The 14,014-nt window shown below is 77.7% G+C and carries 16 protein-coding genes; 12 read left to right on the top strand and 4 right to left on the bottom strand.

The genetic code is table 11. The features are described 5' to 3' along the window. Nucleotides 1-25 precede the first annotated feature (25 nt). The 3 genes from WDV85_RS07730 (at nucleotide 26) to WDV85_RS07740 (ending at nucleotide 2,649) form a co-directional block, all read left to right on the top strand. Complete coding sequence (locus WDV85_RS07730; RefSeq protein WP_339570205.1) at nucleotides 26-736, top strand: ABC transporter permease; 711 nt, start codon at nucleotides 26-28, stop codon at nucleotides 734-736. Further along, a complete protein-coding gene (locus tag WDV85_RS07735; RefSeq protein ID WP_339570082.1) occupies nucleotides 733-1,497 on the top strand; it encodes an ABC transporter permease in 765 nt (254 codons plus the stop codon). Before WDV85_RS07730 ends, WDV85_RS07735 begins: the two co-directional genes overlap by 4 nt. A 183-nt stretch (nucleotides 1,498-1,680) precedes the next feature. Further along, nucleotides 1,681-2,649: an ABC transporter substrate-binding protein gene (locus tag WDV85_RS07740; RefSeq protein WP_339570083.1), complete on the top strand. Its 969-nt coding sequence runs from the start codon at nucleotides 1,681-1,683 to the stop codon at nucleotides 2,647-2,649. Between the two features lie 72 nt (nucleotides 2,650-2,721). On the opposite strand, the gene WDV85_RS07745 is transcribed toward WDV85_RS07740, so the two are convergent. After that, entirely contained in the window at nucleotides 2,722-3,390 is a 669-nt protein-coding gene (locus tag WDV85_RS07745; RefSeq protein WP_339570084.1) for a DUF1684 domain-containing protein, read from the bottom strand. Between the two features lie 93 nt (nucleotides 3,391-3,483). On the opposite strand from WDV85_RS07745, the gene WDV85_RS07750 reads away from it, so the two are divergent. Genes WDV85_RS07750 through WDV85_RS07760 form a run of 3 tightly spaced genes read left to right on the top strand, consistent with a single transcriptional unit; the run spans nucleotide 3,484 to nucleotide 6,175 of the window. Next, nucleotides 3,484-3,984 (top strand): PH domain-containing protein, encoded by a 501-nt coding sequence (locus WDV85_RS07750; RefSeq protein WP_339570085.1) that lies wholly within the window; start codon nucleotides 3,484-3,486, stop codon nucleotides 3,982-3,984. Continuing rightward, complete coding sequence (locus WDV85_RS07755) at nucleotides 3,981-5,687, top strand: PH domain-containing protein (protein ID WP_339570086.1); 1,707 nt, start codon at nucleotides 3,981-3,983, stop codon at nucleotides 5,685-5,687. Before WDV85_RS07750 ends, WDV85_RS07755 begins: the two co-directional genes overlap by 4 nt. Further along, complete coding sequence (locus tag WDV85_RS07760) at nucleotides 5,684-6,175, top strand: SRPBCC family protein (RefSeq protein ID WP_339570087.1); 492 nt, start codon at nucleotides 5,684-5,686, stop codon at nucleotides 6,173-6,175. Before WDV85_RS07755 ends, WDV85_RS07760 begins: the two co-directional genes overlap by 4 nt. 32 nt (nucleotides 6,176-6,207) lie before the next feature. Here WDV85_RS07760 and WDV85_RS07765 read toward each other — a convergent pair whose 3' ends face one another. Next, complete coding sequence (locus WDV85_RS07765) at nucleotides 6,208-6,939, bottom strand: methyltransferase domain-containing protein (RefSeq protein WP_339570088.1); 732 nt, start codon at nucleotides 6,937-6,939, stop codon at nucleotides 6,208-6,210. Between the two features lie 183 nt (nucleotides 6,940-7,122). Between WDV85_RS07765 and WDV85_RS07770 the strand changes: the two genes are divergently transcribed. The 5 genes from WDV85_RS07770 (at nucleotide 7,123) to WDV85_RS07790 (ending at nucleotide 11,500) form a co-directional block, all read left to right on the top strand. After that, entirely contained in the window at nucleotides 7,123-8,007 is an 885-nt protein-coding gene (locus WDV85_RS07770) for a Rossmann-like and DUF2520 domain-containing protein (RefSeq protein WP_363326039.1), read from the top strand. A gap of 74 nt (nucleotides 8,008-8,081) precedes the next feature. Next, on the top strand, nucleotides 8,082-9,077 hold the full coding sequence (panC, locus tag WDV85_RS07775; protein WP_339570090.1) for a pantoate--beta-alanine ligase: 996 nt from the start codon (nucleotides 8,082-8,084) through the stop codon (nucleotides 9,075-9,077). A gap of 9 nt (nucleotides 9,078-9,086) precedes the next feature. Next, on the top strand, nucleotides 9,087-10,664 hold the full coding sequence (lysS, locus tag WDV85_RS07780) for a lysine--tRNA ligase (protein WP_339570091.1): 1,578 nt from the start codon (nucleotides 9,087-9,089) through the stop codon (nucleotides 10,662-10,664). A gap of 63 nt (nucleotides 10,665-10,727) precedes the next feature. Then, nucleotides 10,728-10,940 (top strand): hypothetical protein, encoded by a 213-nt coding sequence (locus tag WDV85_RS07785; protein ID WP_339570092.1) that lies wholly within the window; start codon nucleotides 10,728-10,730, stop codon nucleotides 10,938-10,940. 203 nt (nucleotides 10,941-11,143) lie between these two features. Then, nucleotides 11,144-11,500, top strand: a complete 357-nt coding sequence (locus WDV85_RS07790; protein WP_339570093.1) for a histone-like nucleoid-structuring protein Lsr2 — start codon at nucleotides 11,144-11,146, stop codon at nucleotides 11,498-11,500. Between the two features lie 90 nt (nucleotides 11,501-11,590). Here WDV85_RS07790 and WDV85_RS07795 read toward each other — a convergent pair whose 3' ends face one another. Both WDV85_RS07795 and WDV85_RS07800 read right to left on the bottom strand, forming a co-directional pair. Then, nucleotides 11,591-12,466 (bottom strand): hypothetical protein, encoded by an 876-nt coding sequence (locus WDV85_RS07795; RefSeq protein WP_339570094.1) that lies wholly within the window; start codon nucleotides 12,464-12,466, stop codon nucleotides 11,591-11,593. Then, a complete protein-coding gene (locus WDV85_RS07800) occupies nucleotides 12,463-13,413 on the bottom strand; it encodes an aldose 1-epimerase family protein (protein ID WP_339570095.1) in 951 nt (316 codons plus the stop codon). The genes WDV85_RS07795 and WDV85_RS07800 overlap by 4 nt, the downstream gene beginning before the upstream one ends. A gap of 158 nt (nucleotides 13,414-13,571) precedes the next feature. Here WDV85_RS07800 and WDV85_RS07805 point away from each other — a divergent pair, with 158 nt between their 5' ends. After that, entirely contained in the window at nucleotides 13,572-13,925 is a 354-nt protein-coding gene (locus tag WDV85_RS07805) for a PRC-barrel domain-containing protein (RefSeq protein WP_339570096.1), read from the top strand. Nucleotides 13,926-14,014: the final 89 nt, after the last annotated feature.

Below are 14,014 nucleotides of genomic sequence, written 5' to 3' on the forward strand. Positions count from 1 at the left end.
CGTCTCCACTACCGTCGCGCCGGTGATGCAGGTCGCTGCCAGTCCCGTTCTGCACTCCGGGAGCGTCGCGGACAACTGCCTGGTGCGCAACGAGTGGTTGTGCCCGCTGTACGTGACGACCCGCTCCGACCAGATCCTGGCGGCGCTGCAGGAGCACGTCACCATCCTGCTCGTCACCCTGGTCGTGAGCGTGGTCATCGCCCTGCCCCTGGGCGTGCTGGCCCACCGCACGGCGTGGCTGCGCAGCCTCGTGCTGGGCGCCTCGACGGTCGTCTACACGATCCCGTCGCTGGCGATGTTCTCCCTCCTGCTGCCCGTCGTCGGCTTCAACGCGTCGACCGTCGTCGTCGCTCTCGTCCTCTACTCGCTCACGGTGCTCGTGCGCGGTCTCGTCGCGGGGCTCGACGCCGTCCCGACCGCGGCCGTGGACGCCGCCACGGGCATGGGCTACGGCCGGTGGCGGCTGCTGCGGGAGGTCGAGCTGCCACTCGCCCTGCCGACGGCCTTCGCCAGCCTGCGGATCGCCGCGGTCTCGACCGTGGCCCTCACGACCATCGGCTTCCTCTTCGACTCCGGCGGCCTGGGCAACCTCATCTACTCGGGCCTCACCAGCAACTTCCGGGCGGAGGTCCTCATCCCGTCGATCATGTGCGTGGTGCTGGCGCTGCTCGTCGACGCCGTGCTGGTCCTGCTGCGACGGCAGCTGACCCCCTGGCGCCGGGGGGCGGCGGCGTGAGCGCGGTCGTGGACTACCTCCTGGACCCGGAGAGCTGGTCGGGCCCGGGGGGGCTCGGCAACCGCCTCGTCGAGCACGTCGGCATCAGCGCGCTCGCGCTGCTGCTCGCCGTCGTGGTCGCCGTGCCCGTGGGCCTGTGGCTCGGGCACCTCGGTCGCGGCGGGTTCGTCGCCCTCAACATCGGCGGCTTCGGGCGCGCCGTGCCGACCTTCGCGCTGCTCGTCGTCTTCGTGCTGCTGCCCGCCCCCTTCGGCGCCAACCTCCAGAGCTTCGTGCTGGCGCTCGCCCTCTTCACGGTGCCGCCGCTGCTGACGAACACGTGGACGGGCGTGCGCGAGGCCGACCGCGCCGCCGTCGACGCCGGTCGGGGGCTCGGCATGAGCGGCTGGCAGCTCCTGCGGCGCGTCGAGCTCCCGCTGGCGACCCCGCTCATGATGTCCGGGCTCCGGCTCGCCGCCGTCCAGGTCGTCGCGACGACCACGGTGATCGGGCTCGTCGGCGGCGGCAGCCTCGGTCGCATCATCAACCAGGGCTTCGTGCGCCAGGACCAGGCACAGGTCGTCGTGGGCGCCGTCCTCGTCGCCCTCCTGGCCCTCGCCACCGAGCTCGGGCTCGGGGTCGTCGAGCGCCGCGCCGCCCGGCGCTCCAGCGGGCGCACCCGCTCGCCGGAGCCGGAGGAGGTCGACGACGAGCAGGGACGCCGTCCCGACGGGGCCGGCGCGGGCACGTCCGCCCGCGGGGCGGCGCAGGCCTCCCGCTGACCGCCGCGGACGGCACGGGACCGGGCCGGGCGGCGCGTGACGCGATCGTGACGACCCCAGGCCCGCCCCGGCGCGACGGCGGCCCCGGCGGCAGGTTCTACTAGCGGATCGTGCGGGCCCCCCGGCCCGCGCCGGACACGCGCGGCCCGGAGCGGTCGCGGGACACAGAAGGCGAGACCCCGAGTGCGCACCCAGAAGCTCTTCCTGCCCGGCCTCCTGGCCGGCACCCTGCTGCTGTCCGCCTGCGGCGGCGGTGGCGACGCCTTCGAGGAGGCCGACGGCGGCTCCGGCGCGGAGGCGACCGGTGGCGGCGGGGGCGGCTCGATCGTCGTCGGCGGCGCCCAGTTCACCGAGATGTCGGTGATGGAGAACATGTACGCCCTCCTGCTCGAGGAGGCCGGCTACGACGTCGACCTGCAGACGGCCGAGCAGCGCGAGATCTACGCGCCGGCGTTCGTCAGCGGCGAGATCGACGTCGTGCCGGAGTACGCGGCGACCTTCGTGCAGTACCTCAACCGCGAGGCCAACGGCCCCGACGCCGAGGAGATCACCAGCAGCGACGTCCAGGAGACGATCGCGGCGGGCGAGCCCCTCGCCGAGGAGCAGGGCCTCGCCTTTCTCGAGCCCGCCGAGGCGCAGGACACCAACGGCTTCTACGTCACCCAGGCCTTCGCCGACGAGAACGGCCTGACGACGCTCTCCGACCTCGGCGAGCTCGGCCAGCCGATCCAGCTCGCCGCCGGCGACGAGTGCCTCGACCGGCCGTTCTGCGCGCCCGGCCTCGAGGAGACGTACGGCCTCGACATCACGGGCGTGACCGGAGACTCCTTCGCCAGCCTGACGGGCAAGCAGAAGGTCGTCGACGGCACCGCGCAGCTCGGTCTCACGGGCACGACGGACGGCACGCTGGACGGGCTCGGCCTCGTCATCCTCGAGGACGACGAGGGCCTGCAGGCGGCGGACAACCTCGTGCCCGTCGTCAACGAGGAGACGGCGGGGGACCCGGCGGTCGCCGAGGCGCTCAACCAGCTCGCGCCCGTCCTCACGACGGAGGACCTCACGCAGCTCAACCTCCAGGTCGACGAGCAGCGCCTGCTGCCCGAGGACGTCGCCCGCGACTACCTCGTCGAGCAGGGGCTCATCGAGGGCTGACGCCGCCGCCCTCCGCGGGCCGCACCGCGTACGACGAGGGCCCCGCCGCGACCGCGGCGGGGCCCTCGCCCGTCAGTGCTCGGCCCAGGGCCCCTCGTGGAGCTCACCCACCTCGAGGACGGCGTCCACGCGGTTCTCCGCCGGGGGCAGCGGGCACGCCCACGCGGGGTCGTAGGCGCACGAGGGCGGGTACGCGAAGTTGAGGTCCAGCACGAGCCGCTCCCCGACGGAGCCGAGGTCCGCGCCCTTGACGGTGTCGAGCACGTAGCGACCCCCGCCGTACGAGGCGCGGCCCGAGCCCCCGTCGCGCACCGGGACGAAGAGGCCGCCGCCGTAGCCCACCAGCCACCACAGCGCGAGGGCGCCGACCCCGGGCAGCTCGGCGGTCCCGGCCCGCTCGAAGGCGACGACGCCGTCCGTGCCCGTCCGGTAGGAGAAGGAGCCGCCGTCGGCGTCCGGGCCGGCCGTCCACGGCTCGACCTCGACCTCGTGGCGGTGGGCCGGGTCGTAGGGGGCCACCGGCAGGCCGGCGAAGCCCTCCCGGTGCTCGGGCAGGAGCGGGGAGGACGGGTGCCCGCCGAGGAGCTCGTCGCGGCCGCGGCGCCAGGTCACGTGCGCCGCCGCCGGGTCGCGCCACGCCTCCTCGCGGACGGCGGCGTAGAGGCGCTCGACGCGCCGCCGCCAGTCGAGGACGTCGAGGCGCGAGGATGCGGCGGGGCTGTCGGTGCTCGTCGTCGTCACCGTGCCACCCTCGCACCGAGGGGCCCGGGCGGCTCGTGCGGAGGACCCGGGCGGCCGACAGGCGGACGGACCACGGACGGACAGCGGGGAGACATGGCAGCGAGGGCGGACGACGGGGTCTTCGACCCCGAGGGCGTGAGCTGGACCCGGGTGTCGCCGCGGCTGGCGACGGTCCGGCGGGTGGGCAGCGCCATCGGCGCGCTGGTGCCGCTGGTGCCGGCCGTGCTGCTCGCCGTCCTCCTCGACCGGTGGTGGGTCCTGCTGCTCTGGCTGCCCTTCGCCGCCGTCGGGGTGCTGCGCCAGGTCGTCATCGGGCGACAGGTCGCCGCCATCGGCTACGCCGAGCGCGACGACGACCTCCTCGTCCGCCAGGGCCTCCTCTTCCGGACCCTCGTCGTCGTGCCCTACGGCCGCATGCAGTACGTCGACGTCACCGCCGGGCCGGTCGACCGGTGGGCCGGCATCGCCACCGTCCAGCTCCACACCGCCTCGGCCGGCACCGACGCGAGCATCCCCGGGCTGCCGCCCGCCGAGGCCGAGCGGCTGCGCGACCGCCTCGCCTCCCGCGGCGAGGCCCGGATGGCGGGCCTGTGACGGCAGCGCCGCCGCCTGGGACCGGCGGTCCGGCGGAGCCCGACCGCCCGGGCGCTCCCGACCCGAGCACCCCGGACCCGAGCGGCGCCGTCGACCCGCCGGACGACGTCGCCGCCGCGGCGGCCACCGGCGTCCGCGACCCCGAGCCGGCGCCCGAGGCCGACGGCACGTGGAAGCGCATGCACCCCGTCACCCCGCTGGTGCGGGGGTGGGCGGTGCTCGCCGTCCTCCTCTTCTTCGTGGTGCAGCAGCGCGGCGAGCGCGCCTTCTCGCCGGGGGACGGGGGCGGCGACGCCTTCGGGCGCTTCCAGCTCGTCTTCACCCTCGGCCTCGTCGGCGTCGGCGCGCTGGTCGTGGCGGCGTGGGCGTACGTGACCTGGCGGTTCACCCGCTTCCGGGTGGGGGAGGAGGTCGTCGAGCTGCGCACCGGCGTCCTCTTCCGCCAGCACCGGCGCGTCCGCCTCGACCGCCTGCAGGCCGTCGACGTCGTCCAGCCGCTCGTGGCACGGTTGACGGGCCTGTCCGAGCTCAAGCTCGAGGTGGCGGGCGGCAGCGGCTCCGACGTGTCGCTGGCCTACCTGCGCTCGGCCGACGCCCAGCGCCTGCGCCGCACGCTGCTGGCGCGGGCCGCCGGGGTGCAGGTCGACGAGACCGGGGAGGCGCCCGAGGCGCCCGAGCGGGAGGTGCTGCAGGTCCCCGTCGACCGGCTCCTGCTGAGCATGCTGCGCTCCGTGTGGCCCGTCCTCGGGGCCGTCGCCCTCGTCGTGCTGGTCGTCGTCGTGCTCGTGACGGGCGAGCCCGGCATCGCCTTCGGGCTCGTCCCCGCGGTGCTCGGCGTCGCCACGGGCGTCTGGGGCGCCTTCGCGCGCGGCTTCGGCTTCCGCATCGCCGCGTCGCCGGACGGGCTGCGCCTGCGCCACGGCCTCACGGAGACGCGGGCGCAGACCGTGCCCCCGGGGCGGGTGCAGGCCGTCCGGCTGCGGCAGCCGCTGCTGTGGCGCGGCCCGGACTGGTGGGCCATGGAGATGGACGTGGCCGGGTACGCGGGCGGCGGCGCCGACGACGCCGGCAAGGAGACGGTGCTCCTGCCCGTCGGCACGCGCGCGCAGGCCGTCGAGGTCCTCTCCCTCCTCCTGCCCGACCCGGGCTGCGAGGACCCGGCGGGCGTCCTGGGGTCCGGTCTCGAGGGCACCGGCCGCACGCACGGCTGGGTCGACGCCCCGCGCTCGGCGCGCTGGCTGGACCCGGTGGCCTGGCGCCGGCGCGGCTACCGCACCACCGGCACGGCCCTCCTCGTGCGCAGCGGCCGGCTCGTGCGCCAGCTCGACGTCGTCCCCCACGAGCGCACGCAGAGCCTGGGCCTGGAGCAGGGGCCGCTGCAGCGCCGGCTCGGGCTCGCGACGGTGACCGCGCACGCGACGCCCGGCCCGGTCCGCCCGCGCGCCGAGCACCTGGCGGCGCCCGACGCCGCCCGGCTGCTCGCCGAGCAGGCCGCCCGGGCCCGCGCCGCCCGCAGCAGCGCCGGCCCCGAGCGGTGGATGGAGGACCTGGCCGCCGCCTCGCGCGGCGCGGCGGGCGCCACCGGCGGGACGCCGGAGGGGGCCGGGCCGACCGCCGAGGGCACCGGGGCGTCCCCCGTGCAGGAGCGCCGGCCCGACGTCGTCGCGCGCCCGGGTGCCCCGGGGCGGGAGGATGCGCCGTGACCACCGTGGAACGCACCATGCCCTGCCCGCGCGAGGACGTCGTCGACGTGCTCTCCGACGGGTGGCTCTACGGCCTCTGGGTCGTCGGCGCCACGCGGATCCGCGCGGTCGAGGCCCGCTGGCCCGACGAGGGGCAGCGGCTGCACCACTCCACGGGGCCGTGGCCGCTGCACCTGGACGACCACACGACCGTCCTGGCCTCGGACCTGCCCGACCGCCTCATGCTCACGGCGCGCGGCTGGCCGTGGGGCCAGGCCCGCATCGACATCCGCCTCGAGGAGGCGCCCGACGGCGGCACGCGCGTGGTCATGTGGGAGGACGTCATCACGGGCGTCATGCTCCTCGTGCCCCAGCCGCTGCGCGCCCTCCTCCTCGGTCCGCGGCAGCGCGAGTGCCTCAACCGCCTCGAGCAGCTCGTGCTCGGCCGCACCGGCCGGCGCTCGCCCGACGAGGAGGACGACGACGTCGAGGGCCGCGTCCACGAGTAGGGAGCCCGACCCGGCGGCCGGGCGCCGGGGCCTCACGCGCGGCGCAGGACCACCGCGACGTCGGTGACGGCGAAGAGGAACTGGCCGGCGTCCGCGAGGGCGCGCAGGTCCTCGACCCAGCCCGCGGCCCGCGCCGCGAGCGCGGGCTCGTCGCCCGCGGCCGCCAGCACGGCGGTGGCGACCTTCCAGGCCACCGAGCCGTCGTCGAAGCGCCGGTGCCCGTCGGCCCAGACCTCCACGCCCTCCACCTCCCACGGCGCGCCGCGCGCGCCGGAGGCGCCCGACAGCCCGAGCAGCTTGCGCCCCATGAAGCCGTCCGAGCGCGGCGCCGGACCGTGGGCCGCGGCGACGAAGCGGTCGACGAGGGCCCGGGTGAGCCCGTCGTCGGAGCTCGTGAAGAGGGCGGTGTCCCAGTCGCTGTGCGCGAGCACGAGCCGGCCGCCCGGCGCGAGCGCGCGATGGCAGTCGACGAGGTGCTCGACGGGGGAGGCGAGGTGCTCGACGACGTTGAGGGACACCGCGGCGTCGAGGCTCCCGTCCGCCAGGGGCACGCCCTCGTCGAGGTCGGCCAGGCGGCTGCGCACCCGTGCGTCGGCGAGCACGTCGTCGTCGAGGCCCGAGGTGCGGTCCAGGGCGTGCACGCGGCGCGGTCCCGCGGCGAGCAGGGCGCGCACGGTGCGCCCCGGGCCGCAGCCGAGGTCGGCGACCTCGAGCCCCGCGAGGTCCTCGCCGGCCAGCGCCGCCACCCGCTCGTGCCTGCCCACGCGGCGACAGTAGGCGCCGACCCGGTCGGCGCCGGGGACGCCCCTCCGGCGCGTGCGAGGATCCGCCGCGTGGTCGAGCCGCCCCCCGGAGCCCCCCTCCCCGGTGACCCGCTCCCCGGCGGGCCCGATCGCGGGAGGACGGCGCCCGCCGGGGGCGCGGACCCCGCCTCGCGCCCGGGTCGGCTGGGCGTCGGCGTCGTCAGCGGCGGGCGGGTCGGCGCCGTCCTCGGCGCCTCGCTGCGCGCCGCCGGCCACGCCGTCGTCGGCGCCAGCGGCGTCTCCGAGCGCACCCGCGAGCGCGTCGGCGCCCTCCTGCCGGGCGTGCCCCTGCTCGAGGTGCCGGAGGTCGTGCGCCGGGCCGAGCTCGTGCTGCTCGCCGTGCCCGACGACGCCCTCGCCGACCTCGTCGCCGGCGTCGCGGCCACCGGCGGCTGGCAGGCGGGCCAGCTCGTCGTCCACACCGCCGGGCGCTACGGCGTCGAGGTCCTCGCCCCGGCGCGCGCCGCAGGGGCCATCCCCCTCGCCGTGCACCCGGCCATGACCTTCACGGGCACGTCGCTCGACCTGGCCCGGCTCGTCGACTGCAGCTTCGCCGTCACCGCCCCGGGGCCCGTGCTCCCCGTGGCGCAGGCGCTCGTCGTGGAGATGGGCGGCGACCCGGTGGTCGTCGCCGAGGCCGACCGCCCGCTCTACCACGCGGCCCTCTCCCACGGCGCGAACCACCTCGTCACGCTCGTGGCCCAGGCCCGCGAGCTCCTCGCCGCCGCGGGCGTGGACGAGCCCGCGCGGGTGCTCGGGCCCCTGCTGCACGCGAGCCTCGACGGCGCCGTGCGCGCGGGCGACGACGCGCTCACGGGCCCCGTCGCGCGGGCCGACGCCGGCACCCTCGCCGCCCACCGCGCCGCCCTGGCCGAGCACGCGGCCCGCTCGGGCTCGACCGAGGTGCCGGACGCCCACCGCGCCATGGCGCGGGCGACGGCGCTGCGCGCGCTGGCGCGGGGGCGGCTGGCCGCGGAGGACGCCGCGCGCGTCCTCGAGCTGCTGGCCGACCCGCCGCCGCGGACGTGAGCGCCGTCGCGGACGGGACGGGGGACGACGCGACCGGGGGGAAGAGGACGGCGACGGGGGTCGTTCCGGGCGCCATGCGCAGCACCGGTCCCGACGCCGCGACCGCCCCGCAGGACCCGACCGACCAGGCCGCACCGGCCGCACCGGCCGCGGGCTCGGAGGGGCGGCCGCTGCTCGTGCGCACCCGCGCCGAGCTGGCGCGCGCCCGGGCCGCGCTGGAGGGTCCCGTGGCCGTCGTCATGACGATGGGGGCGCTCCACGAGGGGCACGCCGGCCTCGTGCGCGCCGCGCGCGGGCGCGGCCGCTCGGTGGTGGCGACCGTCTTCGTCAACCCGCTGCAGTTCGGCGAGGCGCTCGACCTCGAGTCCTACCCGCGCGACCTCGAGGGGGACCTGGCGCTGCTGGGCCGGGAGGGCGTCGACGTCGTCTTCGCGCCCGCGGTGGAAGAGGTCTACCCCGGCGGGCCGCCGCAGGTGCGCGTCGTCGCCGGGCCGCTCGGGGAGGTGCTCGAGGGCGCGAGCCGGCCGGGGCACTTCGACGGCGTGCTCACCGTCGTCACCAAGCTCCTGCACCTCACCCGGCCCGACGTCGTGCTCTTCGGGCAGAAGGACGCGCAGCAGCTGCTCCTCGTGCGGCGGATGGTCGCCGACCTGTCCTTCGACGTCGAGGTCGTGGCCGCGCCGACGGCGCGGGAGGACGACGGCCTGGCCCGCTCGAGCCGCAACGCGCGCCTCGACGCCGACGGGCGCGCCCGCGCCGCGGTGCTCTCCCGGGCGCTGCGCAGCGGCGAGGAGCGGGCCGCCGAGGGGGCGGCCGCCGTGCGCGCCGCGGCTGCGGCCGCGCTCGCGGAGGAGCCGGGCGCCGACGTCGACTACCTGGCGCTCGTGGACCCCGAGGACCTCGCGGAGGTGCCCGAGGACCACCGGGGCCCGGCCCTGCTGGCCGTGGCGGCGCGCGTCGGCGCCGTCCGCCTCATCGACAACGCGCCCCTCGTCCTCGGGCCGCGGGACGGCGGTGCGGCCGAGGCGCCGGCCGGAGGAGCGGCCGGGGGAGCGGCGGGGCGCCGGTAGCCTCGCCGGGTGAGCGACGCACCCGCGACCGACCCCTCGACCCCGGCCGCCGGAGCCCCCCGCGACGCGGGGGCGGAGCGCTCGGAGCAGGAGCGGGTCCGCCTCGACAAGCGGGCCCGGATCCTCGAGGGCGGCGGCGACCCCTACCCGGTGGGCGTGCCGCGCACGACGACGCTCGCGGCCGTGCGCGAGCGCCACGCCGACCTCGGCGCGCAGGCGGTGACCGACGACGAGGTGTCGGTCACGGGCCGCGTGGTCTTCCAGCGCGGTCGCGGCAAGCTCTTCTTCGCGGTGCTGCAGGAGGGCGACGGCACGCGCCTGCAGGTCATGCTCGCGCAGGAGGCGCGGCCCGACCGCGGCCTCCCGGTGGGCGTCGGCGCCGAGGCCCTGGCGGCCTGGAAGTCCGACGTCGACCTCGGGGACCACGTCTCGGTCACGGGACGCGTCGTCACGAGCGGCACGGGGGAGCTGAGCGTCCTGGCGGCCTCGTGGGCGCTGGCCTCCAAGGCGCTGCGGCCGCTGCCCAACCTCTACGAGGGCGCGGAGATGTCCGAGGAGGCGCGCGTGCGCGCCCGGTACGTCGACCTCGTCGTGCGCGACCAGGCCCGCCAGGTCGTGCGCGCCCGCGCCGCCGTCGTCGGCGCCCTGCGCTCGGTGCTCGGCGGGCGGGGCTTCCTCGAGGTCGAGACGCCGATGCTCCAGACGCTCCACGGCGGGGCGAGCGCGCGGCCCTTCTCGACGCGCAGCAACGCCTTCGACATGGAGCTCTTCCTGCGCATCGCCCCCGAGCTCTTCCTCAAGAGGTGCGTCGTCGGCGGGCTCGAGAAGGTCTTCGAGATCAACCGGAACTTCCGCAACGAGGGCGCCGACTCCACCCACAGCCCCGAGTTCGCCATGCTCGAGATGTACGAGGCCTACGGCGACTACGACTCGATGGCCGAGCTCACCCGCGACCTCGTGCAGGCGTCCGTGCGCGCCGTCCGCGAGGCGGCGCCGGACCTGCTGCTCCCGGAGGCGGACGAGCTGCTGGCCCCCTGGTCGCAGGTGTCGATGTACGCGTCCCTGTCGGCGGCGGCGGGCGCCGTCGTCACGCCGCGGACCCCGGCGGAGGAGCTGCTCGCCCTCGCGGGGCGGGTCGGCATGGCCGTCGGCGACGACGCCGGCGACCGCGGGCACGGCAAGCTCGTCGAGCACCTGTGGGAGCACCTCGTCGTCCCGACGCTCTCCGGCCCGACCTTCGTGCGCGACTTCCCGGTCGAGACCTCCCCCCTCGTGCGCGCCCACCGCAGCGAGCCCGGCGTCGTCGAGAAGTGGGACCTGTACGTGCGGGGCTTCGAGCTCGCCACGGGGTACTCCGAGCTCGTCGACCCGGTCGTGCAGCGCGAGCGCTTCGTCGAGCAGGCGCGCCTCGCCGCGGCCGGCGACGACGAGGCCATGCAGCTCGACGAGGACTTCCTCGCCGCCATGGAGACGGGCATGCCCCCCACGGGCGGCGTGGGCATGGGCGTCGACCGGCTGCTCATGGCGCTCACGGGCCTCGGCATCCGCGAGACGGTCCTCTTCCCGCTGGTGCGCCCCGGGCGCTGACGCGCTCCGGTGGGCCCGGGGGAGCGGGGCGACCCGGTCGGGGCGCCGTCCTACCCTGGGCGCGTGGACCTCCTGCCCGTGCTGGGCGCCCTGCTGCCGTCGGCGGCCGTCTGCGCCCTCTTCGTCGTCGTGGTGCGCAAGATGATCTCCGCCGACCGCGACGAGCGCGCCGCGCAGGCGCGCCTCGAGGCGGCCGAGCGGCGCGCCGCCCGGGAGGAGGCGACCCGCCGGACGGTCGACGGGGACGACGGGCGCCCGGCCGAGGACTCCCGCTGAGGAGGTCGCGCTTTCCCCTCTTCGCCCCGGGAAAGGATGTCGGGGCACCGGTCGACAATGTCCGTCGCTTTTGACGCCCGCCATTCCTGCTGCCATCATCCGTGCCGCACGGAAGAGCGGCGCGCGGCCTGCGCGAGCTCTCGCGGGAGAACCGCGGAACGGTCCCCGGGCCTGCCGGGCTGAGCTCCCCAGGAGTGGACGACATGGCGCAGAAGACGAAGGTCATCCTCATCGACGACGTCGAGGGCGGTGAGGCGGACGAGACCGTGACCTTCGCCCTCGACGGCGTCAGCTACGAGATCGACCTCACGAGCGAGCGCGCGGCCCAGCTGCGCGACGCGCTGGCCCCGTGGGTCGGCCACGCCCGCAAGGCCGGTGGCCGCTCCTCCGGCGGCGCCCGCCGCCCGACCCGCTCCTCGGGCTCGTCGTCGTCCTCCTCCGCGGGCGGCGTCGACACGGCCGCCGTGCGCGAGTGGGCGCGCGAGAACGGGCACACCGTGAGCGAGCGCGGCCGCATCTCCGGCGCCGTCCTCGAGGCCTACAAGGCCGCGCAGGGCTGAGCGCCCCCCGGCCGACGCAAGAGGGCCCTGCGACCGCCCGGCGGTCGCAGGGCCCTCGTGCGTCCTGCGGAACAGTCCTGCAGGAGCGCGTCAGGGCGCCGTCCCGGACCTCCCCGGTGAGAGCCGGGGGCACGTCCGGCACACGAGCGCGGGGTCGACGGCGTGCGCGAAGCAGCAGGAGCGCCGGTCGCGGGTCCAGCCCGGCCCGCCCGGCGTCGTGTCGGGGCGGGCGCGCGCGGGGCGGCGCAGCGGCTCGGGGGCGAGCGCGAGCACCCGCGCGGCGTCCCGCAGGCCCGCGGGCACGTCGCCGCGGGCGGCCCCGGCCGAGGCCAGCACGGCGTCGAGCGCGTCGGCCAGCGACCCCCAGCGCTGGAGCGAGCCCACGCGGACGCGCGGCGCCCAGAGCGCCTCGACGCGCCGGGCGCAGGCCACGAGGTCCGCGCCGAGCAGCGCCGCCAGGTGGTCCTCGTCCTCGGCCGGGCGGTCGCCGGCGCGCACGGCGGCGGCGTCCCCGGGCAGGCAGCGCGCGCCGGCCCCGACGAGGGCGACGGCGTCCGGCTGGCCGAGCGGGCGGGCGCGGCGGACGGCGACGCGCTCCAGGTCGAGCGCGGGCGCGCGGCGCAGGAGGCCGTAGGGCGTCCCGCCCGCCTGGGCGAGGGCGTCGAGCACCCAGCCGAGGACGTACGTCGGAGCCACCTGGCGGGGCGCGGGGCGGCCGCCGCGCCAGGGCGCCAGGCCGGCGTCCGTCGTGGCGACCCACCGCTCGACGGCCCCGGGCGCCAGTGCCGCGGCGAGCGTCGTCCACCCCGACGCCGGGCCGGGCACCCGGTCGAGCACCCGCACGGCGCGCAGCCCCGCGGCGGCGGCGACGCCGTCGAGGGCGTCCGCCAGCGACGTGCCCGTCCCGCCGCCCACCGGCGCCGACCCCGTGCGCGGGTCGGCCACCGCGCGAGGCGTCGGGCTCACGCGCCCCGCAGCGGGGAGATCGTCCAGGAGGCGGAGGCGCTCTCGCCGCGGGCCAGGCGGACGACGTCCGTGCCGCTGTTGAAGGCGTCGGGCGGGCACGTCATGGGCTCGACGGCGAGGCCGGCCCGGTCGAGCTCCGGCTCGGGCCGGTCGGCGGTGTGGACCTGCACCCACGGCAGCACGGCCGGGTCCCACGCGACGGCGGCGCCGGTGCCGTGCGCGTCGACCACCGTGAAGCGGACGAGGCCGTCCTCGCCGGCCGCCAGCCCCGTGAGCGCGTCGTCGAGCTCGACGCCCGCCAGGGGGCGGCCGCCGCGGAGGTCCCGCGGCGTCCCGTCCACGGGGCGGACCTCGCCCGGCAGCATCCGCGCCCCCCGGGCCTCGAGGTAGGAGGACGCGTCGACGGCGGCCGTCCAGTCGTCCACGCGGCCGGTGCCGGCGCTGAGGTACGGGTGGGCCGCGCAGCCCCACGGCGCCGGGTCGTCGCCGAGCCCGGTGCCCGTGACCGTCGTCGTCAGGCCGGCGTCGTCGAGGCGGTAGGCCACGACGACGTCGACGGCGAAGGGGTAGCCGGCCTGGGGGACGACGCGCGCGGAGAGCTCCAGCTCGGCGGCGTCCGCGGTGACCGACCCGCCGGTGCGGGCGAAGCGCTCCCAGACGAGCAGCCCGTGCAGGGCGTGCCCGCGCGGGGGCTCGGTGAGGGCGAGCTGCTGCTCGACCCCCGAGGCGGCGCCGACGCCGTCGAGGCGCCAGCGCCCGTCGACGACGCGGTTGGGCCACGGCGCCAGGACGGCGCCCCGGTAGACGGGGCGGACCTCGTCGGCGTCGAAGGGGGCCACCAAGTCGCGACCGTCGTCGGTGAGGGAGCGCAGGCTCGCCCCCACCTCCGTGACGACCGCTCGCAGGGGGCCGTGCTCGAGGACGTGCTGCTCGCCGCTGGGGTGCACGACGCGCGAGGCTAGCGGGCCGGGCCGCCCCGGCCCCTCCACGGCGGGCGCGGCGGGCGCGGCCGCCCCGTCCTCCCTAGGCTCCCGGTGGGCGGCCAGGAGGCCGTCCCACGACGAGGACGGCGCCCCGGGCGCCGACCGCCACCCGAGGAGCGAGCGTGTTCGAGGCATCCGACATCCGCGAGTACCGGGGCCACAAGGTCGTCGACGCCGACGGCGACAAGATCGGCGAGCTCGAGGCCGTCTACGTCGACACGGCGACCGACCAGCCGGCTTTCGGCACCATCACCCTGGGCGGCCTCCTGGGCGGCAAGCGCCTCGTCTTCGTGCCGTTCGACGGGGCGACGGTCGGGCCCGACTACGTCAAGGTCGCGTACTCCAAGACCCTGGTGAAGGAGGCCCCGGCCATCGACACCGACGGGGAGCTCAAGGCCGAGGACGAGCCCGCCGTCTTCGCCCACTACGGCAAGCCCGCGGGCGACGGCTCGGGCCGCCGCCTCGCCCGCCGCTGAGCGGCGTGGGGCACGGCGCGGGGGAGCGCCGCGGCTCGTGGCTGGGCCGGCTCGAGGCGCTGCTGCGGCGGGGGGGGGGGGGGGGGGGG

The organism is Pseudokineococcus sp. 5B2Z-1 (assembly GCF_037482305.1).
Taxonomy (GTDB): domain Bacteria; phylum Actinomycetota; class Actinomycetes; order Actinomycetales; family Quadrisphaeraceae; genus Pseudokineococcus.